The organism is Microbacterium candidum (assembly GCF_030315975.1).
Classification (GTDB): Bacteria; Actinomycetota; Actinomycetes; order Actinomycetales; family Microbacteriaceae; genus Microbacterium; species Microbacterium candidum.
Genome location: NZ_JASXSZ010000003.1, coordinates 604,276 through 627,593, shown reverse-complemented (window position 1 = coordinate 627,593; position 23,318 = coordinate 604,276). Strand labels below are relative to the sequence as shown.

Annotated in this window: 23 protein-coding genes; 21 read left to right on the top strand and 2 right to left on the bottom strand. The window is 69.9% G+C overall.

Going from position 1 to position 23,318, the window contains the following annotated elements; all coding sequences use genetic code 11:
- The first annotated feature begins 156 nt into the window (after window positions 1-156).
- From QSV35_RS12405 to QSV35_RS12390, 4 genes are read left to right on the top strand one after another with little or no spacing between them, the layout of a single operon-like run.
- Window positions 157-933, top strand: coding sequence for a CoA transferase subunit A (locus tag QSV35_RS12405; RefSeq protein WP_286289065.1), 777 nt, complete (start codon window positions 157-159; stop codon window positions 931-933).
- A 2-nt stretch (window positions 934-935) separates the two neighbouring features.
- Window positions 936-1,571, top strand: coding sequence for a CoA transferase subunit B (locus QSV35_RS12400; RefSeq protein WP_286289063.1), 636 nt, complete (start codon window positions 936-938; stop codon window positions 1,569-1,571).
- Window positions 1,572-1,610: 39 nt separating this feature from the next.
- Complete coding sequence (locus QSV35_RS12395; RefSeq protein WP_286289062.1) at window positions 1,611-2,795, top strand: acetyl-CoA C-acetyltransferase; 1,185 nt, start codon at window positions 1,611-1,613, stop codon at window positions 2,793-2,795.
- 27 nt (window positions 2,796-2,822) lie between these two features.
- Window positions 2,823-3,260, top strand: coding sequence for a GNAT family N-acetyltransferase (locus tag QSV35_RS12390; RefSeq protein WP_286289061.1), 438 nt, complete (start codon window positions 2,823-2,825; stop codon window positions 3,258-3,260).
- On the opposite strand, the gene QSV35_RS12385 is transcribed toward QSV35_RS12390, so the two are convergent.
- A complete protein-coding gene (locus QSV35_RS12385) occupies window positions 3,261-3,467 on the bottom strand; it encodes a hypothetical protein (RefSeq protein ID WP_286289060.1) in 207 nt (68 codons plus the stop codon). It lies immediately after the preceding gene.
- A gap of 55 nt (window positions 3,468-3,522) precedes the next feature.
- Between QSV35_RS12385 and QSV35_RS12380 the strand changes: the two genes are divergently transcribed.
- The 14 genes from QSV35_RS12380 to QSV35_RS12315 all read left to right on the top strand — a co-directional run bounded on the left by QSV35_RS12380 (window position 3,523) and on the right by QSV35_RS12315 (window position 18,585).
- The gene (locus tag QSV35_RS12380) at window positions 3,523-4,935 is read left to right on the top strand and encodes an alpha,alpha-trehalose-phosphate synthase (UDP-forming) (protein ID WP_286289059.1); all 1,413 of its coding nucleotides are present in this window, start codon (window positions 3,523-3,525) and stop codon (window positions 4,933-4,935) included.
- A complete protein-coding gene (gene otsB / locus QSV35_RS12375; protein WP_286289058.1) occupies window positions 4,932-5,717 on the top strand; it encodes a trehalose-phosphatase in 786 nt (261 codons plus the stop codon). Before QSV35_RS12380 ends, otsB begins: the two co-directional genes overlap by 4 nt.
- Before the next feature lie 9 nt (window positions 5,718-5,726).
- Complete coding sequence (gene ilvD, locus QSV35_RS12370; RefSeq protein ID WP_286289057.1) at window positions 5,727-7,433, top strand: dihydroxy-acid dehydratase; 1,707 nt, start codon at window positions 5,727-5,729, stop codon at window positions 7,431-7,433.
- A 42-nt stretch (window positions 7,434-7,475) separates the two neighbouring features.
- Complete coding sequence (locus tag QSV35_RS12365) at window positions 7,476-9,281, top strand: acetolactate synthase large subunit (RefSeq protein WP_286289056.1); 1,806 nt, start codon at window positions 7,476-7,478, stop codon at window positions 9,279-9,281.
- Between the two features lie 3 nt (window positions 9,282-9,284).
- Window positions 9,285-9,794, top strand: a complete 510-nt coding sequence (gene ilvN / locus QSV35_RS12360) for an acetolactate synthase small subunit (RefSeq protein WP_286289055.1) — start codon at window positions 9,285-9,287, stop codon at window positions 9,792-9,794.
- Window positions 9,795-9,884: 90 nt separating this feature from the next.
- A complete protein-coding gene (ilvC, locus tag QSV35_RS12355) occupies window positions 9,885-10,910 on the top strand; it encodes a ketol-acid reductoisomerase (protein ID WP_286289054.1) in 1,026 nt (341 codons plus the stop codon).
- 118 nt (window positions 10,911-11,028) lie between these two features.
- Window positions 11,029-11,229 (top strand): hypothetical protein, encoded by a 201-nt coding sequence (locus QSV35_RS12350; protein WP_286289053.1) that lies wholly within the window; start codon window positions 11,029-11,031, stop codon window positions 11,227-11,229.
- A gap of 139 nt (window positions 11,230-11,368) precedes the next feature.
- Window positions 11,369-13,324 (top strand): bifunctional metallophosphatase/5'-nucleotidase, encoded by a 1,956-nt coding sequence (locus QSV35_RS12345; protein WP_286289052.1) that lies wholly within the window; start codon window positions 11,369-11,371, stop codon window positions 13,322-13,324.
- A 75-nt stretch (window positions 13,325-13,399) separates the two neighbouring features.
- Entirely contained in the window at window positions 13,400-14,137 is a 738-nt protein-coding gene (locus tag QSV35_RS12340) for a copper homeostasis protein CutC (RefSeq protein ID WP_286289051.1), read from the top strand.
- Window positions 14,138-14,167: 30 nt separating this feature from the next.
- Entirely contained in the window at window positions 14,168-14,731 is a 564-nt protein-coding gene (locus tag QSV35_RS12335; RefSeq protein WP_286289050.1) for a DNA polymerase III subunit gamma/tau, read from the top strand.
- Entirely contained in the window at window positions 14,728-15,093 is a 366-nt protein-coding gene (locus QSV35_RS12330; RefSeq protein WP_286289049.1) for a bacitracin resistance protein, read from the top strand. Before QSV35_RS12335 ends, QSV35_RS12330 begins: the two co-directional genes overlap by 4 nt.
- A gap of 121 nt (window positions 15,094-15,214) precedes the next feature.
- The gene (gene serA, locus QSV35_RS12325) at window positions 15,215-16,819 is read left to right on the top strand and encodes a phosphoglycerate dehydrogenase (protein WP_286289048.1); all 1,605 of its coding nucleotides are present in this window, start codon (window positions 15,215-15,217) and stop codon (window positions 16,817-16,819) included.
- Window positions 16,820-16,934: 115 nt separating this feature from the next.
- Complete coding sequence (locus tag QSV35_RS12320; RefSeq protein ID WP_286289047.1) at window positions 16,935-17,330, top strand: YciI family protein; 396 nt, start codon at window positions 16,935-16,937, stop codon at window positions 17,328-17,330.
- Between the two features lie 19 nt (window positions 17,331-17,349).
- Complete coding sequence (locus QSV35_RS12315; protein ID WP_286289046.1) at window positions 17,350-18,585, top strand: RNA polymerase sigma factor; 1,236 nt, start codon at window positions 17,350-17,352, stop codon at window positions 18,583-18,585.
- A gap of 144 nt (window positions 18,586-18,729) precedes the next feature.
- Here QSV35_RS12315 and QSV35_RS12310 read toward each other — a convergent pair whose 3' ends face one another.
- On the bottom strand, window positions 18,730-19,275 hold the full coding sequence (locus QSV35_RS12310; RefSeq protein ID WP_286289045.1) for a TetR/AcrR family transcriptional regulator: 546 nt from the start codon (window positions 19,273-19,275) through the stop codon (window positions 18,730-18,732).
- 45 nt (window positions 19,276-19,320) lie between these two features.
- On the opposite strand from QSV35_RS12310, the gene QSV35_RS12305 reads away from it, so the two are divergent.
- The 3 genes from QSV35_RS12305 (at window position 19,321) to QSV35_RS12295 (ending at window position 23,247) form a co-directional block, all read left to right on the top strand.
- The gene (locus QSV35_RS12305; RefSeq protein WP_286289044.1) at window positions 19,321-20,886 is read left to right on the top strand and encodes an MFS transporter; all 1,566 of its coding nucleotides are present in this window, start codon (window positions 19,321-19,323) and stop codon (window positions 20,884-20,886) included.
- A 138-nt stretch (window positions 20,887-21,024) separates the two neighbouring features.
- On the top strand, window positions 21,025-22,083 hold the full coding sequence (locus QSV35_RS12300; RefSeq protein WP_286289043.1) for a 3-isopropylmalate dehydrogenase: 1,059 nt from the start codon (window positions 21,025-21,027) through the stop codon (window positions 22,081-22,083).
- 51 nt (window positions 22,084-22,134) lie between these two features.
- Window positions 22,135-23,247, top strand: a complete 1,113-nt coding sequence (locus QSV35_RS12295) for a branched-chain amino acid aminotransferase (RefSeq protein WP_286289042.1) — start codon at window positions 22,135-22,137, stop codon at window positions 23,245-23,247.
- Window positions 23,248-23,318: the final 71 nt, after the last annotated feature.

The window sequence follows — 23,318 nt, the reverse complement described above, 5'->3', positions numbered from 1 at the left end:
ATGGCAAGCGCGGGGTGGCGCGGCGAAACCGCCTGCCAAGAGGATCGAGAGCACGAACTCCTCAGTTCCGAACGGGATCGGCGCGGAGCCGCCGAGACGGCCGCCGGAGCCGAGAATCGGAGGAGTTCTGCACACGCGCGACACGAAGGAGTGGCCTTGATCGACAAGCAGGTGGCGAGCGCCGCGGAGGCGGTCGCCGACATCGCGGACGGCGCGAGTCTCGCCGTCGGCGGATTCGGCCTCTCGGGCAATCCGATGATCCTCATCGAGGCGCTCCTCGCACAGGGGACGACCGACCTCGGCATCGTCAGCAACAACTGCGGAGTGGACGACTGGGGTCTCGGCGTGCTCCTCAACGCCGGCCGCATCCGCAAGATGACCTCGTCGTACGTGGGCGAGAACAAGGAGTTCGAGCGCCAGTTCCTCGAGGGCGACCTCGAACTCGAGCTCACGCCCCAGGGAACGCTGGCCGAGAAGCTGCGCGCCGGGGGCTCCGGGATCGCCGCCTTCTACACGCAGACCGGTGTCGGCACCCAGGTCGCGGAGGGCGGGCTCCCGCGCCGCTACGCCCCCGACGGCACCATCGCCGTCGCCTCGCCCGCGAAGGACGTCCGCTCGTTCGGCGGGCGCGACTACGTGCTCGAGGAGGCCATCACGACCGACTTCGCCCTCGTGCACGCCGCCGTGGGCGACCGCCACGGCAACCTGATCTTCAACAAGGCCGCGCGCAACTTCAACCCGCTCGCCGCGATGGCCGGGCGCGTGTGCATCGCGCAGGTCGAGCGGCTCGTCGAGCCGGGGGAGCTGGACCCCGACCGCATCCACCTTCCCGGCGTGTACGTCCACCGGATCGTCGAGGTGGGGCCGGACATCGAGAAGCGCATCGAGCGCCGCACGGTCGCCGCGCCGGCCGCCGGCCCGGAAGGAGCATGACCATGGCGCTCACCCGCACGGAGATGGCCGCGCGCGCTGCGCGCGAGCTCGCCGACGGCTCGTACGTGAACCTGGGCATCGGCCTGCCCACTCTCGTCCCGAACTACGTGCCCGCTGGCGTCACCGTCGTGCTGCAGTCCGAGAACGGCCTCCTCGGCGTCGGCCCGTACCCCGCCGAGGAGCACGTCGACCCCGACCTCATCAACGCCGGCAAGGAGACCGTCACGACGCTTCCGGGTGCGGCGTTCTTCGATTCGGCGCTCAGCTTCGGCATGATCCGCGGCGGCAAGATCGACGCCGCCATCCTCGGCGCCATGCAGGTGTCGGCCGCGGGAGATCTCGCGAACTGGATGATCCCGGGCAAGATGGTCAAGGGCCCCGGCGGCGCGATGGACCTCGTCCACGGCGCCGGCCGCGTCATCGTGCTGATGGAGCACGTCGCGAAAGACGGCACGCCGAAGATCGTGGATGCCTGCAGCCTGCCGCTGACCGGACGCGGCGTCGTCGACCGCATCATCACCGACCTGGCGGTCATCGACGTCACATCCGACGGGCTCGTGCTCGTCGAACTCGCGCCCGGGGTGACGGTCGACGAGGTCGTCGCCGCCACGGAACCGCCGCTCACGATCGCGGTCTGAGCCGAGCCCCCCAGCACAACAGCAACGAGAATGGATTTCATGAACATGGACGACGTCGTCATCGTCGCAGCCGCCCGCACGCCGCAGGGCCGCCTCAAGGGCCAGCTGGCACCGTTGACCGCGGTCCAGCTCGGCAGCATCGCCATCAAGGGCGCCCTCGAGAAGGCGGGCATCCCGGCGGATGCGGTGGACCAGGTGCTCGTCGGGCAGGTCCTGCCGGCGGGTGCCGGACAGAACCCCGCCCGCCAGGCCGCGATCGGCGCCGGGATCGGGTGGGATGTGCCCGCGGCATCCATCAACAAGGTCTGCCTCTCCGGCCTCACCGCGATCATCGACGGCGCCCGCATGATCCGCCTCGGTGACGCATCCGTCGTCGTCGCGGCCGGCATGGAGTCGATGACGCGCGCGCCGCATCTCATGATGGGCTCCCGCGAGGGCTGGGCGTACGGCACGATCGAGGTCCTCGACCACATGGCGTACGACGGGCTCACCGACGCGTACGACCGCGAGAGCATGGGCGCATCGACCGAGCGCCTCAATCCGGCCTACGAGGTCACCCGCGAAGACCAGGACACCGTCGCCGCACTGTCGCACCAGCGCGCGGCCGCGGCGACCGACGCCGGCGTCTTCACCGACGAGATCGTCTCGGTGGAGATCCCGCAGCGCCGCGGCGAGCCGGTCTTCCTCACGACCGACGAGGGCGTCCGCCCCGACACGACGGTCGAGAGCCTGTCGAAGCTCCGCCCCGCCTTCGCCGAGGGCGGCTCGATCACGGCCGGCAACTCGTCGCAGATCTCCGACGGCGCATCCGCCGTCGTGCTCACGTCGCGCGCGCATGCGGACGCCAACGGATGGCGCGTCCTCGCCGTCGTCGGCGCATCCGGGCAGGTCGCAGGGCCCGACAACTCGCTGCACGCGCAGCCCGCGAACGCGATCCGCAAGGCGTGCGAGAAGCAGGGGATCACCCCCGCCGATCTCGATGTCGTCGAGATCAACGAGGCGTTCGGCGCCGTCGTCGCCCGGTCGCAGCGCGAGCTGGGGCTCTCCAGCGACGTCGTGAACATCCACGGCGGCGGCATCGCGATCGGCCACCCGATCGGCGCGTCCGGCAACCGCCTCGTCGTGCACATGGTGCACGAGCTCGTCCGGCGCGGCGGCGGCACGGCCGCGGTCGCGCTGTGCGGCGGCGGCGGGCAGGGCGACGCGCTGATCCTCACCCGCTGAGACCGGCGGAGGGTCTACGGTCGTGCCATGCGCATCGACCCGCTGACCGCTGCCGACCACGACGCCTGGCTGCCCCTGTGGCAGGGCTATCTCACGTTCTACGAGAGCGACCTCGCCGACGACGTCACCGAGGCGACGTTCGCACGCCTGGTCGCGGGTGAGGGGATGCACGGCGCCATCGCCCGCGACGACGACGGGCGTGCGATCGGGTTCGTGAACTGGCTGCCCCAGCCCTCCACCTGGACGACGGGGTCGTACTGCTACCTCGAGGACCTGTTCGTCGCCCCCGACACGCGCGGCTCAGGAGCCGGGCGCGCCCTCATCGCGCACGTGCGCGAGTGGGCCGAAGCGCACGGCTGCGCACAGGTGTACTGGCTCACGCAGGAGTCGAACGCGACGGCGCGGACCCTCTACGACAAGGTGGCGAAGCTCACCGGCTTCGTCCACTACGAGATCGATCTCTGATCAGTTCGAGCTCTCGGCCTGCTCGGCGACCTCTTCGCGGCGCACATCGACGATCGCGCCGATCGCGAGGGCCAGCGTGATGCCCCAGCTCGCCCAGATGAGCGCCGTGCGCCACGTGAACGGCTGCCCGTCGCGCAGCTGGCGCAGCATCTCGAGACCCGTGGTCACCGCGCCGATGATGCCCGTGCCGAAGACGTATTTGCGCATGGGACCACGTTAGCGGCCCCTGTTAGCCTGGGGACAGCCGAAGGCGGGAGGCCACGTGGACCGAGCCGGATTCGTCGTCGTGGCCAACAGGCTGCCTGTCGACCGAGATGAGGTCGGGGGCTGGAGGCGCTCTCCCGGCGGCCTCGTGACGGCGCTGGAGCCGGTCATGCGCGAAGCAGACGGAGCGTGGGTCGGCTGGCCGGGCCAGGCCGGCGGCGAGCTCGATCCCTTCGTCTTCGACGGCACCCAACTGGTTCCCGTGGCACTGTCGGACGAGGACGTCGAGCTCTATTACGAGGGCATGTCCAATGACACGTTCTGGCCGCTGTATCACGACGTGATCGCCGCCCCGCGGTACCACCGCGTGTGGTGGGACGCGTACGTGCGCGTCAACCGCCGGTTCGCGGAGGCGGCCGCCGAGGTCGCGTCCGAGGGTGCCACCGTGTGGGTGCAGGACTATCAGCTGCAGCTCGTGCCGCAGATGCTGCGCGAGGCTCGGCCGGACCTCACGATCGGGTACTTCCACCACATCCCGTTTCCGGCCTACGGCCTGTTCTCGCAGCTGCCGTGGCGGCGCCAGGTGCTCGAGGGGCTCCTCGGCGCCGACGTCATCGGGTTCCAGCGCGTCGCGGACGCAGGCAACTTCGCGCGGGCGGTCCGGCGCCAGCTGCGCTACGTCACGCGGGCCAGCGGCATCCACGTTCCGCAGCCGGACGGGACGACCCGCGTCGCCCTCGCCAAGGCGTTCCCGATCTCGATCGACACGCAGTCGTACATCGAGATGGCCGAGCGCCCCGATGTGCAGGCGCGTGCCGCGGAGATCCGCGAGAGCCTCGGCAATCCGCGGAAGATCCTCCTCGGCGTCGACCGTCTCGACTACACGAAGGGGATCCGGCACCGGCTGAAGGCATACGGCGAGCTCCTCGAGGACGGCCGCCTCAGCGTCGAGGACGTCACGCTCGTGCAGGTCGCGAGCCCCAGCCGCGAACGGGTCGCCGCGTACATCCAGCTGCGCGACGAGATCGAGCTCATGGTGGGCCGCATCGACGGCGACTTCGACACGATGGACCACGTGGCCGTGCGGTACCTGCATCAGGCGTATCCGCGCGAGGAGATGGTGGCGCTGTTCCTCGCGGCCGACGTCATGCTCGTCACGGCCCTCCGCGACGGGATGAATCTGGTCGCCAAGGAGTACGTCGCCTCGCGCATCGACAACCGGGGCGTGCTGGTGCTGAGCGAATTCGCCGGTGCGGCGGACGAGCTCGGCAGCGCGCTGCGCATCAACCCGCACGACATCGGCGGCCTCAAGGACGCGATCATGCGGGCGGTCGAGATGCCCGCGGCGGAGCAGGGGAGACGGATGCGGGTACTCCGGCGCCGGGTCCGGGAGCACGACGTCGCCGCGTGGTCGCGCACCTTCCTGGCGACGCTGGAGGCGTCGCGTCGCTGGCAGGGGAGCCGGGGATGACGTCTTCCGACGTCGACCGCGTCCTCGACGACGTCGCGCGCACGGCGCTGCTGCTGGTGGCCCTCGATTTCGACGGCACGCTGTCGCCGCTCGTCGACGAGCCGATGAGCGCCCGGATGCTTCCGGAGGCCCGGGATGCCGTCGTCGCGCTGACGCGCGCGCCGGCGACGACGGTGGCCCTCGTCTCCGGGCGCAGCATCCCGGATCTCCGTCTCATCGCCGAGCACGTCGACGACTCGCCCGTGCTGCTGGCGGGATCTCACGGTGCGGAGACGTGGACTCCGGGCGAGGGTCGCCGCGCGACGCCGGACGACCCGGCCGACATCGCCCTGCGCGACCGGCTGCGCACGCAGGCCGAGCACGCGACCGCCGGCATGGAGGGCGTGTGGATCGAGCCCAAGACGTTCGGCTTCGGGGTGCACACGCGACGCGCGGATGCCGCGACCGCCGCGGCTGCGCGCGACGCCGTCGAGGCGCTCGTCGCCCCGGTCGCCGGGCACTGGCGCCGGCGCAGCGGTCACGACATCCTCGAGTTCGCGTTCCGACACGAGGGCAAGGACGGCGCGATCGCGCAGCTTCGGGCGCGGACGGGAGCGACGGCGGTGGTGTTCGCCGGCGACGACGTCACCGACGAGGACGCCCTGCAGAGCCTCGGCCCGCAGGATCTCGGCATCCGTGTCGGCGGCGGCCCCACCGCCGCCCGCGTGAGCGTCTCCGGCATCCCTCAGCTGGCTGAGGTGCTCGCCCGACTCGCGGAACGACGCGTCGCCGCGCGGCAATAGAATCCCTTCATGGCCCAGCCGGATAACTCCATCGACATCAAACCCCGCAGCCGCGTCGTCACGGACGGCATCGAAGCCACGACCTCGCGGGGAATGCTCCGCGGCGTGGGGATGGGCGACGAGGACTGGGACAAGCCGCAGATCGGCATCGCGTCCAGCTGGAACGAGATCACGCCGTGCAACCTGAGCCTCGACCGGCTCGCGCAGGGCGCGAAGGAGGGCGTGCACGCCGGCGGCGGCTACCCGCTGCAGTTCGGCACGATCTCCGTGTCCGACGGCATCTCGATGGGCCACGAGGGCATGCACTTCTCGCTCGTCTCGCGCGAGGTCATCGCGGACTCGGTCGAGACCGTCGTCATGGCGGAGCGCCTCGACGGGACGGTCCTGCTCGCGGGCTGCGACAAGTCGATCCCCGGCATGCTGATGGCCAGCGCCCGTCTCGACCTGTCGAGCGTCTTCCTCTACGCCGGATCTATCGCCCCGGGCTGGGTGAAGCTGTCGGACGGCACCGAGAAGGACATCACGATCATCGACTCGTTCGAGGGCGTCGGCGCCTGTCTCGCGGGCCGTATGACCCCGGAGGACCTCAAGCGCATCGAGTGCTCGTTCGCTCCCGGTGAGGGCGCATGCGGCGGCATGTATACCGCCAACACGATGGCCTCCGTCGCCGAAGCGCTCGGTCTCTCGCTCCCGGGCTCCGCCGCGCCGCCCGCCGCCGACCGTCGCCGCGACTACTTCGCCCACCGGTCGGGCGAAGCCGTCGTCAACCTGCTGCGCCTCGGCATCACCACGCGCGACATCCTGACCAAGGAGGCGTTCGAGAACGCGATCGCGCTCGCGATGGCGCTCGGCGGCTCCACCAACGTCGTGCTCCACCTCCTCGCGATCGCGAACGAGGCCGGCGTCGAACTGAGCCTCCACGACTTCAACCGCATCGGCGACAAGGTCCCGCACGTCGCGGACATGAAGCCGTTCGGCAAGTACGTCATGAACGACGTCGACCGACACGGCGGCATCCCCGTGATCATGAAGGCGATGCTCGACGAGGGCCTCCTGCACGGCGACGCGCTCACCGTGACGGGCAAGACGCTCGCCGAGAACCTCCGCGACCTGAACCCGGACCCGATCGACGGCACCGTCATCCACACGTTCGACGATCCGATCCACGCCACCGGCGGCCTCACGATCCTGCACGGGTCGCTCGCCCCCGAGGGCGCCGTCGTCAAGACGGCGGGCTTCGACGCCTCGGTGTTCGAGGGCCCCGCCCGCGTGTTCGAGCGCGAGCGGGCCGCCATGGACGCCCTCGAAGCGGGCGAGATCGCCGCCGGCGACGTCGTGGTCATCCGCTACGAGGGCCCGAAGGGCGGCCCCGGGATGCGCGAGATGCTTGCGATCACCGCCGCCATCAAGGGCGCAGGGCTCGGCAAGGATGTACTACTCTTGACAGACGGTCGATTCTCAGGTGGCACAACCGGCCTGTGCATCGGCCACATAGCACCCGAGGCGGTGGACGCTGGTCCCATCGCACTCGTGCGCGATGGTGATCTGATTCGGGTCGATATCGCGGCTCGTGCTCTCGACCTACTCGTCGATGAGAGCGAGCTGAGCTCCCGCCGCGAGGGTTGGGAGCCGCTTCCCCCGCGCTATACCCGTGGCGTCCTGGCCAAATACTCCAAGCTCGTGCGTTCCGCCGCGGAAGGCGCCGTCACGGGCTGAGGCCGTTCAGACATCCATCCATCTCTGCAGAAGGTCACTTCCATGCCCGCAGACACCACCGCGGCCGTGCCGCGGCCACCCGCCCGCCCCGCCACTGCACCCGTGATCACGGGTGCCGAGGCCGTCGTCCGCTCGCTCGAGCTGCTCGGCGTCACCGACGTCTTCGGCCTGCCCGGCGGCGCCATCATGCCCGTCTACGATCCGCTCATGGATGCGGAGTCGGTGCGCCACATCCTCGTCCGGCACGAGCAGGGCGCCGGCCACGCCGCGCAGGGGTACGCCTCGGCATCCGGTCGCACCGGCGTCGCGATCGCGACGTCCGGTCCCGGCGCGACGAACCTCGTCACCGCGATCGCGGACGCCTACATGGACTCCGTGCCGATCGTCTGCATCACCGGCCAGGTCTTCTCGACCCTCATGGGGACGGATGCCTTCCAGGAGGCCGACATCGTCGGCATCACGATGCCGATCACGAAGCACTCGTTCCTCGTGAAGCGCGCCGAGGACATCCCCGGCGCGATCGCGGCGGCGTTCGAGATCGCCTCGACGGGCCGCCCGGGTCCCGTGCTCGTCGACATCACGAAGGACGCGCAGCAGACCGAGGTGCCGTTCGTGTGGCCGCCGAAGATCGACCTGCCCGGCTACCGTCCCGTGACGAAGGCGCACGGCAAGCAGATCCAGGCCGCCGCGCAGCTCATCGCCGAGGCCCGCAAGCCTGTCCTTTACGTGGGCGGCGGCGTGATCCGCGCGCACGCGTCGGCCGAGCTGCTCGCCCTCGCCGAGACGACCGGTGCACCGGTCGTGACGACGCTGATGGCGCGCGGCGCGTTCCCCGACTCGCACCCGCAGCACCTGGGCATGCCGGGCATGCACGGCACGGTGCCGGCGGTCCTCGCGCTGCAGGAGGCCGACCTCATCATCGCCCTGGGCGCGCGCTTCGACGACCGCGTGACGGGCAAGGCGGCGCTGTTCGCCCCTCACGCGCAGGTCGTTCACGTGGACATCGACCCGGCCGAGATCTCGAAGATCCGCACCGCGGACGTTCCGATCGTGGGCGATGTGCGCGACGTGCTCGTCGACCTCGAGGCGGCCTTCCGGGGCGCGTCCGAGTCCGGGGCGCCCGACCTCACCGAGTGGTGGTCGTTCCTCGACGGCCTGCGCGACGAGTTCCCTCTGGGCTACGCACAGCCGACCGACGGCCACATGTCGCCGCAGTACGTCATCTCGCGCATCGGCGAGCTGACCGGGCCCGAGGCGGTCTACGCCGCCGGCGTCGGGCAGCACCAGATGTGGGCGGCGCAGTTCATCAAATACGAGCGGCCGAACGCGTGGCTGAACTCCGGCGGCGCCGGAACGATGGGCTACGCCGTCCCGGCGGCGATGGGCGCGAAGGTCGCCGAGCCCGACCGGGTGGTGTGGGCGATCGACGGCGACGGCTGCTTCCAGATGACCAATCAGGAGCTCGCCACGTGCACGATCAACGACATCCCCATCAAGGTCGCGATCATCAACAACTCGTCGCTGGGCATGGTGCGGCAGTGGCAGACGCTCTTCTATGACGGGCGCCACTCGAACACCGACCTGAACACGGGCCACGGTACGGTGCGCATCCCCGACTTCCTCAAGCTCGCGGATGCATACGGATGCCTCGGCATCCGGGTCGAGCGCGAAGAGGATGTGGACGCCGCGATCAAGCTCGCCCTCGAGACGAACGACCGTCCGGTCGTCATCGACTTCGTGGTGAGCGCGGACGCGATGGTGTGGCCGATGGTGCCACAGGGTGTCAGCAACAACTACGTCCAGTACGCCCGCGACCACTCGCCGGCCTTCGACGAGCAGGAGGACTGAGCGATGACGAGCCACGTGCTGAGCCTCCTCGTCGAGGACAAGCCGGGTCTGCTGACCCGTGTCGCCGGGCTGTTCGCCCGCCGCGGCTTCAATATCGAGTCCCTCGCCGTGGGCGTGACCGAGGTGCCGGGGCTGTCCCGCATCACGGTCGTCGTCGACGTCGACGAGCTCCCGCTCGAGCAGGTGACCAAGCAGCTGAACAAGCTGATCAACGTCATCAAGATCGTCGAGCTCGACCCCGCGGCCTCCGTCCAGCGCGAGCACATGCTCGTGAAGGTGCGCGCCGACAACGCCAACCGGTCGAACGTGCTCGAGGTCGTGAACCTCTTCCGTGCGTCCGTCGTCGACTACGCACCCGACGCGATCGTCGTCGAGGTGACCGGCGACAAGGGCAAGGTCGACGCGCTGCTGCGCGCGCTCGAGCCCTTCGGCATCAAGGAGCTCGCCCAGTCGGGCCTGCTCGCCATCGGCCGCGGCGGCAAGAGCATCACCGAGCGCGTCCTGCGCGGCTGATCAGAACCTCCGGTCCCTGAGCTTGTCGAAGGGCCGGCCACGACCCCTCGACAAGCTCGGGGACCGAAACATCAAGGAGAAGCACACACCATGGCTGAAATGTTCTACGACGACGACGCCGACCTGTCGATCATCCAGGGCAAGAAGGTCGCGATCGTCGGATACGGCTCCCAGGGGCACGCCCACGCGCAGAACCTGCGCGACTCGGGCGTCGAGGTCGTCATCGCGCTGAAGGACGGCTCGAAGTCGATTGAGAAGGCCCAGGAGGAGGGCTTCGAGGTCAAGAACGTCGCCGACGCCGCCGCGTGGGCGGACCTCATCATGATCCTCGCGCCCGACCAGTATCAGCGCGGGATCTTCAGCGAGTCCATCAAGGACAACCTGACCCCCGGCAAGACGCTGGCCTTCGCTCACGGCTTCAACATCCGCTTCGGCTACATCGAGGCACCTGAGGGCGTGGACGTCATCCTCATCGCCCCGAAGGCACCGGGCCACACCGTCCGCCGCGAGTTCGTCGCCGGCCGCGGCATCCCGGACATCATCGCGGTCGAGAAGGACGCCTCCGGCTCCGCGTGGGAGACGGCCAAGTCGTACGCGAAGGCGATCGGCGGCACGCGCGCCGGCGTCATCAAGACGACGTTCACCGAGGAGACCGAGACCGACCTGTTCGGCGAGCAGGCCGTCCTCTGCGGCGGCGTGTCGCAGCTCGTCGAGTACGGCTTCGAGACGCTCACCGAGGCGGGCTACCAGCCTCAGATCGCCTACTTCGAGGTGCTGCACGAGCTGAAGCTCATCGTCGACCTCATGTGGGAGGGCGGCATCGCCAAGCAGCGCTGGTCGGTCTCCGACACCGCCGAGTACGGCGACTACGTCTCGGGCCCGCGCGTCATCGACCCGCGCGTCAAGGAGAACATGCAGGGCGTGCTCGCCGACATCCAGTCCGGCGCCTTCGCCGAGCGCTTCATCGGAGACCAGGATGCCGGCGCACCGGAGTTCCACCGCCTCCGCGCCGAGGCCGCGCAGCACCCGATCGAGGGTGTCGGTCGCGAGCTGCGGGCCCTCTTCGCCTGGAAGCAGCAGGACGCCGACTACACCGAGGGTTCCGCCGCGCGCTGACCCCCGTCGTCCCGACGAGCCCGGTCCCAGAAGGGGTCGGGCTCGTCCGCGTATCAGGCGACAGGCGGCGCGCTCCTGGCAAGTACTGATCTCGTACAGGCGAGAGGGGGTGAGGAAGATGTCGATCGAATACGAAGCGAGCTACCGTCACGGACGGCAGCGCACCGCTGACCTGGTCCGCGAAGCGGAGCTGATCCGCCGCGCGGACGCGTGGCCGGAAGGCGTCGTGGTGAAGCCGCCGAAGGCAGTCCCGTTCTGGGTCTGGTTCCACCGTGCGGGGCCCCGCGCAGACCGATTCCGAGCGGCGTCCGTCGCGTGATGGACGGGTCGCTCATGATCGCGGGCGCAGGCGGTGGGAACGGCATCCTTCCGTTCCCACCGCCGTCCCGCAGTTCGTGAGAAACAGTTCATCAATAGGTTCTTGTCAGCGAACGCTCAGCATGGTTGCATCGCTGTTCATGGGAGAACACACACCTCACGAACCCCACCGCCACGACAGCGCACCCGAACCCCGGTGGTGCAGCTGCGCGATCCCCGATGAGGCGCTCGAGGAGCGACGATCGAGCGTCAGCCGCCGTGGATTCATCACCGGCGTCTCCGCGGCGAGCGCCCTCGCGGCGGCCGGGTGGGTGGCGAACCCCGGTGCTGCGCAGGCGGCGGACGGCAGTCCCGCCAAGCCGGGCATGTCGGACAAGTCGGTGACGATCACGGTCATGGGGACCTCCGACATCCACTCGCACGCGCTCAACTGGGACTACTACAAGGATGCGGTCTACAACGACTTCAACCCGAAGTTCCCGGATACCCCGAGCAACGCTGTTGGACTCGCACGCGTGTCGAGCGTCGTGAACCAGATCCGGGCGGATCGGGGGCGCGACCGCACGCTGCTGTTCGACGCGGGCGACACCATTCAGGGGACGCCCCTGGGCTTCTACTACGCGACGGTGGAGCCGATCACGACGACCGGCGCGATCCACCCGATGGCGGCGCAGATGAACGCGATCGGATACGACGCCGTCGCGCTCGGCAACCATGAGTTCAATTACGGCCTCGAGTTCCTCGACAAGTGGATCTCGCAGATGGATGCGGACGTCCTCGGAGCGAACGCCGTTCGCGCCGGAACGACCGTGCCCGCCTACAAGCCCTACACGATCAAGACCATCAAGCTGCAGGGGCGCCAGCCGATCCGCGTCGGCGTGCTCGGGATGACGAACCCCGGTGTCGTGATCTGGGACAAGGCGAACGTCAGCGGCAAGGTCGAGGTCCTCGACATCATCGAGACGGCGAAGCGCTGGGTGCCGATCATCCGCCGTGAGGGCGTCGACATCCTCATGGTCAGCGTGCACTCGGGCGACTCGGGCACCTCTTCGTACGGGAACGACCTCCCTAACGAGAACGCCGCACTGCTGCTCGCTCAGCAGGTGCCCGGCATCGACGCCATCCTGTACGGCCACGCGCACGTCGAGCGGAAGCGCTGGTGGCCGGACGATCTGAGCATTCCCGCCGCGCAGCGTGTCGCGATGAGCGAGCCCGTCTGCTGGGGCGAGCGTCTGAGCATCTTCGACTTCGATCTCGAGTTCGTCCACGGACGGTGGGTGATCGCCGACAAGCGCATCAACGTCATGAACACCAACACGGTGGCGGACGACCCGGCGCTCGTATCGATCGTGCAGGCGCAGCACGACGCGGTGGTCGCCTACGTCAACAAGCCCGTCGCGACCTCCACCGAGGCCATGTCGGCGGCCGCTGCCTGCTGGACCGACACCGCGATCCTCGACTACATCAACAAGGTGCAGACGGACACCGTGGCGAAGGCCATCGCCGGGACGCCCGAGGCATCCCTCCCGATCGTCTCGATCGCCGCTCCGTTCAGCCGGGCGGCGCTCTTCCCTGCGGGACAGGTCACGATCCGCGACATCGCGGGCCTGTACATCTACGACAACACCCTGATGGCATCGGTGCTCACCGGTGCCGAGATCAAGGACTACCTGGAGTACTCCGCGAAGTACTACAACCAGGTCCCGGTCGGCACGGCGGTCGACACGAGCAAGCTGACGAACGCGGTCTGGCCGGTCGGGTCCACGTCGACCGTTCCGGACTACAACTACGACCAGTTCTCCGGCGTCGTCTACGACGTGGACGTCGCACAGCCGGTCGGATCCCGCATCCTGAATCTGTCGTGGCAGGGCGCCCCGGTCGACCCGAACCAGAAGTTCGTCGTCGCGATCAACAACTACCGGCAGTCCGGCGGCGGCGGATTCCCGCACATCGCGACGGCACCGGTCATCTACAACGCGCAGGTGGCGATCCGCGAGGCGATCGTCGCCTACGCGACGGCGGCCGGGGTCATCGATCCCAAGGACTTCCACGTCGTCAACTGGCGACTCGTCCAGGGCGGGGTGCCCGTCTTCTGATGCAGGGCGCCGCATCCCTCCGTTCGTACGTGACGAGCGGGGGGATGCGGCCTCCCGCAGGTCTAGCCTGGTGCGATGACCGCACGCCCCGTCGCCGTTGAGATCGCCGTCCAGAGCGCGGAAGGCGTGCGGATCGCGGTCGACGCCGATGCCACGCGCATCGAGCTGACGCAGGGCCTGCGGCTCGGCGGACTGACGCCCTCGGCGGGACTCATCGCGGACGCTGTGGAGATCTCCTCCGGACTCGACGGATTCGTCAACGTGCTGATCCGCCCGCGCGGCGGCGGGTTCGTGTTCGCTCCCGACGAGGTGCAGACGATGGTGCGCGACATCCGCGCCGCCGTGATGATGGGTGCGTCCGGCGTCGTCGTGGGCGCGCTGACGGATGATGGCACCCTCGACGTCGACACGCTGCGTCGGTTCATCGACGTGGCAGAAGATCTGGACGTGACCGTGCACCGGGCGGTGGACGCGTCCGTCGATCCCGTCGCGTCCGTCGCCGCACTCGCCGGGCTGGGCGTGTGCCGCGTGCTCACCTCGGGCGGCGCAGCGCGCAGCGGCGAAGGCGTCGACACGCTCGCGCAGATGGTGCGCGAAGCGTCCGGCCGACTCGAGATCATGGCCGGCGGTGGCGTTGCGATCGACGTCATTCCCGCGCTCGTCGCGGCGGGTGTGGATGCTGTGCACCTCTCCGCCTCGCGGCCCGCCGAGCGCGGCGCGAGCGGCCCGGGCGGGGGAGTGGATGCCTTCGAGGTCACCGACCCCGACCTCGTCGCGGCAGCCGTCGCGGCGACGGCCGCCGCGAGCCGGTGACGCCCGCTCGGCGCCGGTACGCTTGGGGGCGTGACCGCCCGACCCGATGACGACGCCCTCTCCTGGGGCGACGAAGACGATCCGACGCTGCACGTCGGAACGCCGTCAGACGAAGAGTCAGACGAAGAGTCAGACGCAGGCGAGCCCGAAGAGCCTGCGCCGGCGACGCCGGTGCTTCCCGAAGGCTTCACCGCCGTCGGCAGGGGCGCGGAGACCGTGAACACCGGTGAGGCCGGGGATGCGGCATCGTCAGGTGCGGCCCAGGACACGTCCCACCGGGACCACGACGAGACGCCCGCCATCGGCAACGGGGCGCTCATCGCCCTCGGCGTGCTGGGCGGCGTGTACCTCCTCGCCACGATCGGCTGGATCGTCGGCGGGCTGCGTCTCGAGGGAACCGCGAAGTATCTCGTGGCGCCGGTCGGCTACCAGGTGAGCCTGTGGCTCGCGGTCGCCGCCCCCGCGCTGTGGTTCCTGACGACGCTGTGGCTGACGGCCGGCTCCCGTGCCTGGGTGCGGTTCGCGTGGCTCATCGGCGGGGCGGCCCTGCTTCTGCCGTGGCCGTTCATCATGCTCGGGGCGGTGGGACGATGATGACGACGGATGCATCCACCTCTGGGCGCCCGGAGCGCCGCGCCGCGATGCCGACATGGCTCATCGCGGTCATCGCGGCAGCGTTCGGGCTCTTCTACGCCTACGCACTCTGGAACGCCGTCGCCTTCCTCATCTCGCAGGCGAGCGGCCCACTGGGTCTCAACGGCTACGGCTGGTTCGTGCTCCTCCTGCCGGTCGTGCTCCCGATCCTCGTGTTCGCGGGTGCGTTCGCGCTCGGCTGGCGCAGACGCGCGCTGCCGTTCGCGGCGATCCTGCTCACCGGGCTCGCCCTGGTGTCGGTGTTCTGGCTCGACATCGTCGCCTACAGCGCGGTGTACGGCGGGTCGCTGCTCGGATCCTGACGAGCCGTCAGACGGCGTCACACGGCACGGAGCGCATCGCAGCCCAGGGTAGGCTGACCCTGTCTCGCCCCGATGGCGTGCGGCGTGGCATCCCCGAACGCGCTCCTTGAAGGGTCCCTCTGTGCCCAAGCCTGTCGTCCTCCTCGCCGAAGAACTCTCTCCCGCCACGATCGACGCCCTCGGGCCCGATTTCGACGTCCGCTCCGTCGACGGAACCGACCGCCCGGCGCTGCTGTCGGCACTGGCGGAAGCGAACGCGGTCCTCATCCGCTCGGCGACGAAGATCGACGAGGAGGCCCTCGCCGCCGCCCCGAAGCTGCAGGTGGTCGCCCGTGCCGGCGTCGGGCTCGACAACGTCGACATCAAGGCCGCGACGACCGCGGGTGTGATGGTCGTGAACGCACCGACGTCCAACATCGTCTCGGCAGCGGAGCTCACGATCGGCCACATCCTGAGCCTCGCCCGCCACATCCCCGCCGGCCACGCGTCTCTCACCGCCGGGCAGTGGAAGCGCAGCGCCTACACCGGCACGGAGCTCTTCGAGAAGACGGTCGGCATCATCGGCCTCGGCCGCATCGGCGCGCTCATCGCGGCGCGCCTGCAGGCCTTCGACATGCGCGTCATCGCCTACGACCCGTACGTCACGAGCGCCCGCGCCCAGCAGCTGGGCGTCCAGCTCGTGACGCTCGACGAGCTGCTCGCCGAGAGCGACTTCGTCACGATCCACATGCCGAAGACGCCCGAGACGACCGGCATGATCTCGACCGACCAGTTCCGCGCGATGAAGTCGACGGCCTTCATCGTCAACGTCGCGCGCGGCGGCCTGATCGACGAGGTGGCCCTCCACGCCGCCCTCACCGCCGGCGAGATCGCCGGCGCCGGTCTCGACGTCTTCACGAGCGAGCCGCCCGCCGAGGGCGGCACGGCGGCCGCGCTCCTGTCTCTCCCGAACGTCGTCGTCACGCCGCACCTCGGCGCCTCGACGGATGAGGCGCAGGAGAAGGCGGGCATCTCGGTCGCCCGCTCCGTGCGCCTCGCGCTCGGCGGCGAGCTCGTCCCGGACGCGGTGAACGTCGCCGGCGGTGTCATCGACCCGTATGTGCGCCCCGGCATCCCGCTCGTGGAGAAGCTCGGCCAGATCTTCGCCGGTCTCGCCCAGTCGCCCTTGACGAGCCTCGACGTCGAGGTGCACGGCGAACTGAGCGACTACGACGTCAGCGTCCTGAAGCTCGCTGCTCTCAAGGGCCTGTTCACGAACATCGTGAGCGAGACCGTGTCGTACGTGAACGCCCCGCTCCTCGCGGAGCAGCGCGGGGTCGAGACCCGACTCCTCGTGGATGCCGACAGCCCCGAGTACCGCAACGTCATCACCCTGCGCGGCGCGCTGTCCGACGGCTCGCAGCTCGCCGTGTCCGGCACCCTCACCGGCCCGAAGCAGATCGAGAAGCTCGTCGGCATCAACGACTACGCGCTCGAGCTCCCGATCGAGGAGCACCACATCGTCATGGTCTACACCGACCGCCCCGGCATCGTCGCGGTCTACGGCCAGAAGTTCGGCGAGGCGGGCATCAACATCGCGGGGATGCAGATCGCGCGGCGTGCGGCGGGCGGCCAGGCGCTGTCCCTCCTCACGGTCGACTCGCCGGTGCCGGACGAGCTTCTCGCCGAGGTACGCGAGGCCATCGACGCGGACCTGTTCGCCCAGATCGCCATCGCCGAGGACTGATCGAGCGTTTCTGGGAGAATCTCGTCGGAGCTGTCGATTCCGGCAGGTCGTGCACGTCGTATCGGTGTTCCGCATCCCGCGGACCGCGAACGAAAGCTCGACGAAGGAGACTCTCATGTCCGCTGAATACCTGATCGTCATCAACGAGCCCGAGTGGGACCCGTCGGTCCTCTCGCCCGAGCAGATCGAGATGGACCTGGCCGGCCACAAGGCCTTCCAGGCTGCCGTCGCCGCAGCGGGGCAGCGCATCCTCGCCGCCGCCCCGCTGCGCCCGCAGTCCGAGGCCACCCGCATCACGCCCGCCGAGAGCGGGTTCGTCTTCACCGACGGACCTTTCAGCGAGGTGCGCGAGGTCGTCACCGGCTTCTACACCTTCACCGCCGACTCGGTCGCGCAGGCGCGGGAGCTGGCGGCCCTCGTCCCCACGGGCGGATGGCTCGACCTGTACCCGATCGCGGAGATCCCGACGAGTGCGGAGGAGCTCCCGCTCGTCGTGGACGCCGCGCAGTAGAAGACGCGGCGGAGCAGAAGTGACGAGCCGCATCGAGGATGCGTACCGGGCGGATGCCGGTCGCATCCTCGGTGCGGTGACCGCCTACACGGGTGACCTCCAACTCGCCGAGGACGCCGTGCAGGACGCGTTCCTCCGCGCTCTGGCGCAGGAACGCTCCGGCGCTCGGATCGACAACCCCGCGGCGTGGATCACGACGGCGGCGCGCCGCATCGCGATCGACCACGTGCGGCGCGCGCAGACCGCAGACCGTGCGCTGTCAGCGCTCGCCTTCGAGGCGCGGCGCGCGGCGCCCCCGTATCCCGGGGAGGACGACATGGCCGGGTTCGCCTTCACCGGCGACGAGCGGCTCGAGCTGATCCTCATGGTGTGCCACCCGGACATCGCGGAGGAGACGCAGCTGGCGCTCGCCCTGCGCTTCGTGTGCGGGGTCCCGACGCGTGACGTCGCCGCGATGCTCCTCGTCCCCGAGGCGACGATGGCCGCGCGGCTGACGCGAGCGAAGAAGAGGCTGCACGACTCGCCCGTGCGCTTCGCGATGGATGACGTGCGGCAGGTGCGCGCTCGTCTTCCCGTCGCCCTCGCCGTCATCTACCTCGTGTACACGGCTGGGTACGCCGCGCCGACCCGGGAGGAGAGCACGCGGCTGCGAGGCGATGCCGTGGACCTCGCACGCGATGCGCTGCGCATCGCGCCCGGTGAGCCCGAGGCATCCGGTCTTCTGGGACTCCTCCTTCTGACCGAGGCGCGCCAGGCGACTCGCGTGGATCCGGCGGGGGAGCTCGTCGACCTCGCGACCGCCGACCGCATCGCGTGGGACGAAGACCTCATCGCGGAGGGGGAGTCGCTCGCGACACGGGCGCTGCAGGCCGGCACGGGCCGTTTCGCGCTGCAGGCCGGCATCGCGGGGCTGCACGATCTCGCACCGCGGTGGGATGCCACCGACTGGACGTCGATCGCCCGCCTCTACGACGGCCTCGTCGCGGTGTGGCCCGCGCCGTCCGCGCGTCTTGCGCGTCTGGTCGCCCGCGGCCACAGTGCCGCTGTCGGGCCGGGCTGCGCGCGTGACGAGCTGGATGCGGACGACCTCTTCACCGGGACGCTGGCCGCCCAGGCGTATGCGGCGCGCGCGGACATGAGCGCGCGGACCGGGGACATCGCGGAGGCGGCGGCCGACTACCGGCGCGCGATCGATTACGAGACGGATGCGGCCGCACGACGCTACCTCGAGCGCAAGCTCACAGTCTTGGGGTGACCCGCAGGTCCATCCTCACCGCCAAAACAGGTGGTTCGGCGGAGACAGGACGATCCGCGGCGCATCCTCCTGTCTTCGCCGATTCTCCTGTTCTGGGCGCGCGGCGCGGGCGCGGCGAGTGCTATTCGGTCGCGGGCCAGGGGCCTACTCGGCCGCGATGCCGACCACGAGCTCGACGAGCGCATCGAGCGCGGCGCCCTGCGGCACCGCCGTCAGCGGAGTGTCGCCGCCGAGCGCGTTGTTGAAGTAGAGCCCGTCGCTCACGAGCATCACCAGATCGAGAGCCGCGGCATCCCGCACGTGCGGCCGCAGCACGCTCTCCCACGCCTCCCGCATCTCGACCAGCGCCGCCGTCGCGCCGGAATGACCGCTCTGCGCCAGGCGCGAGGTCGCGACGATCGCCCGGTCGAGCTCGTCGTCCTCCATGACGGACGACCGCACGAAATACGCGACGGCACCCTCGGGTGCGGACTCGATCGTCGCGATATCGGCCTCGACGAGGGCGCGCAGCCGCTCGACGACGGCGTTCTGGAGCGCGTCCTTCGAGGCGTAGTGGTAGAGAAGTCCGCCCTTCGACACACCCGCAGCGCGCGCGGTCGCATCCAGGGTCGCGCCGCGGGCGCCGTCCTCGACGAGGATGCGCTCGTAGGCGTCCAGCACGGTGTCTCGGGCTCGTGGCGGGCGGCTCATTCTGCTAACATACCAGAGTTAGTGTACCGACCAGACGGTATAGAAATGAATGAGGAAGAGATGTACGTCGAGACGACCGCCACCACGCCCACGGCGCTGCCCCCGCGCGTCGGCTGGCGCGGGTGGACGGCGCTCACCGTGCTGATGCTGCCGGTGCTCCTCGTCTCGATCGACGGCACGGTGCTGCACTTCGCGCTGCCGCAGATCGCGCTGCACCTGGAGCCGACCGGCATCCAGCAGCTGTGGATGATCGACGTCTATCCGCTCGTCCTCGCCGCGTTCCTCGTCACGGCCGGCACGCTCGGCGACCGCTTCGGACGTCGGAGGATGCTGCTCATCGGCGCCACCGGCTTCGCCGCCGTGTCCGTGCTCGCGGCGTTCGCGCCGTCCGCGGAATGGCTGATCGCCGCGCGCGCCGCGATGGGCGTGTTCGGTGCGCTGCTCATGCCCTCGACGCTGTCGCTCATCCGCAGTATCTTCGGCGACCGCAACCAGCGGCGTCTCGCGATCGCCATCTGGGCGTCCGCGTTCTCCGCCGGCGCCGCGCTCGGCCCGATCGTCGGCGGGATGCTGCTCGAGCACTTCGCCTGGGGCTCCGTGTTCCTCCTCGCGGTGCCGGTCCTCGTGCCGCTCCTCGTCTTCGCTCCGTTCCTCGTGCCGGAGAGCCGCGACCCGAACCCGGGCCGCATCGACCCGCTCAGCATCCTGATGTCGATCGTCGCGATGGTCCTCGTCGTCTACGCGATCAAGGAGATCGCCGTCGACGGTCCGCTGCCCGGCTGGCTGGCCATGTTCGCCGCCGGCATCGGCATCGGCGCGCTCTTCGTCCGCCGGCAGCTGCGGATGGACATCCCGATGCTCGACGTGCGCCTGTTCCGTGTGGGCACCTTCACGGGCGCCCTGCTCGTGAACCTTCTGAGCGTCATCGCGTTCGTCGGCTTCGAGTACTTCATCGCCCAGCACCTCCAGCTCGTCCTGGGGCTTTCACCCATGGTCGCGGGCTTCGTGCTTGTTCCCGCTCTCGTCGCGATGATCGTCGCCGGGCTCGTCGTCGTGCCGATCTCGAAGCGCGTCCCCCCGCGCATCCTCGTCCCCGCCGCCCTCATGGTCTCGTTCGTCGGCTACGTGCTGACGGCGTTCGTGGCGCACGACTCCGCGCTCGCGCTGCTGGTCGCAGCATCGGTCCTCCTCGGGATCGGCATCGGCATGGCCGAGACCGTGTCGAACGAGCTGGCGCTGTCGAGCGCCCCCGCCGCGAAGGCCGGGGCGGCGAGCGCGGTGTCGGAGACGGCGTACGAGATCGGCGCCGTGCTCGGCACGACGATCCTCGGCGGCATCCTGACCGCGATGTACCGGACGAACCTCGTGATCCCGGACGGGATCACGGAGGCCGGTGCCGCGGCCGCGCGGGAGACGCTCGGCGGTGCCGCGCATGCCGCGGAGCAGGTGGGCGGCGACCTCGGTGCCGCGCTGCAGGCGGCTGCCGCGTCGGCGTTCGACGCCGGCGTCGCGGTGACCTCGATCATCGGCGCAGGATTCGTCCTGGCGGCCGCCGTGATCGCGGCGACCATGCTCGGCCGCGGCAAGCTGGCGCGCCCCGACGCGCACTGATCGCGGCACCGCATCGGCACGCCCGCGGGTGCGGGATCACGGCGGCGCTCGTGCCGTGACACGCGGCTTCGACGCATCCTGGCGACGGATAACCTGGGACGGTGCGCGTTCGCAGCGCGCGGATCAAGGAGAAGTCCTGTGCAGGAGCAGCGTGTCGTGAAGCTCGCCGTCATCCCGGGTGACGGCATCGGCCCGGAGGTCGTGGCCGAGGCGGAGAAGGTGCTGGATGCGGCGACCGCGGGCAGCGGCGTCCGCTTCGAGAAGACGCCGTTCTCGCTGGGCGCCGGCCGCTATCTCGAGACCGGCGACACGCTCACCGACGCGGATCTCGAGGCGATCAAGGCGCACGACGCGATCCTCCTCGGCGCGGTCGGCGGAACCCCCGGCGACCCGCGCCTCAAGGACGCCAACATCGAGCGCGGGCTCCTTCTGAAGCTGCGCTTCGAGCTCGACCACTACGTCAACCTGCGGCCGTCCAAGCTCTACCCTGGTGCCGGCAGCCCGCTGGCAGACCCGGGCGACATCGACTTCGTCGTCGTCCGCGAGGGCACCGAAGGCCCGTACGTCGGCAACGGCGGCGCGATCCGCCGCGGCACGCCGCACGAGGTCGCCAACGAGACATCGGTCAACACGGCGTACGGGGTCGAGCGGGTCGTGCGCTACGCGTTCGACCTCGCCGAGCGCCGCCGCAGGAAGCTCACGCTCGTGCACAAGACGAACGTCCTCGTGCACGCGGGCGGCATGTGGAAGCGGATCGTGGACGCCGTGGCGCTGGAGCACCCCGACGTGGCCGTAGACTACCTGCACGTCGACGCGGCGACGATCTTCCTGGTCACGAACCCGGGCCGCTTCGACGTCATCGTCACCGACAACCTCTTCGGCGACATCCTGACTGACCTGGCCGGCGCCGTCACCGGTGGCATCGGCCTCGCCGCCTCCGGCAACATCAACCCGGACGGCGCGTTCCCGTCGATGTTCGAGCCCGTGCACGGGTCGGCGCCCGACATCGCGGGGCAGCAGAAGGCCGACCCCACTGCGGCGATCCTGTCCACCGCCCTGCTGCTCGACCACCTCGGGCTGCACAGCGAATCCGCGCGCGTCACCCGCGCCGTCGAGGACGACATCGCCGACCGGGGCGCCTCCACCCGCTCAACTTCGCAGATCGGCGACGCGATCGCCGCCCGTCTCCAGGCGTAGCCTGGGGGCGACGGCACACGACGCCGCAGCATCCGATCGACAGGACACGACATGGCCATCGACCTCAACCTCCAGGCACCCTCCGCCGCAGGTCTCATCTGGCGGGTCACGCGCAACGACGACCCCACCTCGGAAGCCGAGCGCGAGGAGATCCTCGCGGCGCCCGGCTTCGGCATCCACTTCACCGACCACATGGTCGACCTCTGCTGGTCGGAGAAGGGCGGATGGCACCGTCCCCAGGTAGAGCCCTACGGGCCGATCGCGCTCGACCCCGCAGCGGCCGTCCTGCACTATTCGCAGGAGATCTTCGAGGGTCTGAAGGCGTACCGTCACGCCGACGGCTCGATCTGGACCTTCCGCCCCGACCGCAATGCCGCGCGTCTGCAGCGGTCGGCACGGCGCCTCGCGCTGCCCGAACTGCCGACCGAGTACTTCATCGAGTCGCTCAAGCAGCTCATCGCGGTCGACGGCGACTGGGTGACGAAGAAAGACGAGGAGAGCCTGTACCTGCGGCCCTTCATGTTCGCCAAGGAGGCGTTCCTCGGCGTCCGGGCGGCCAAGAAGGTGGCGTTCTACGTCATCGCGAGCCCGGCGGGCCCCTACTTCCCGACCGGCATCGCGCCGGTGGACATCTGGCTCTCCACGAACTACGCGCGCGCCGGCAAGGGCGGCACGGGTGCCGCGAAGACCGGCGGCAATTACGCATCGAGCCTGCTCCCGCAGGCCGAGGCGTATGAGAAGGGCTGCCAGCAGGTGCTCTTCCTCGACGGTCCCTACCTCGAGGAGCTCGGCGGGATGAATGTCGTGCTCGTCACCCGCGACGGCCGTCTCATCACGCCGGCATCCGACTCGATCCTCGAGGGCGTCACGGTCGCCTCGATCCTCCAGCTGGCGAAGGACCGCGGCCTCACGGTCGAGCAGCGCAAGGTGACGATCGACGAGTGGCGCGAGGGCGCCGCATCCGGCGAGATCGTGGGCGCATTCGCGTGCGGCACCGCGGCGGTGCTCGTGCCGATCGGCCGCCTCAAGTCGGACGACTTCGAGATCGTCCACGACGGGCCCGAGGCGACCGAGCTGGCGATGTCGCTGCGCGACGAGCTCACCGGAATCCAGTACGGCCGCGTCGAAGACCGGCACGGGTGGATGCTGCGCCTCGACGCCTGACCCGCATCTGCACCGAACCCCCTGTCTCGCTCGAGGCAGGGGGTTCGTGGCGCGACCCGGGGGAACCGGCC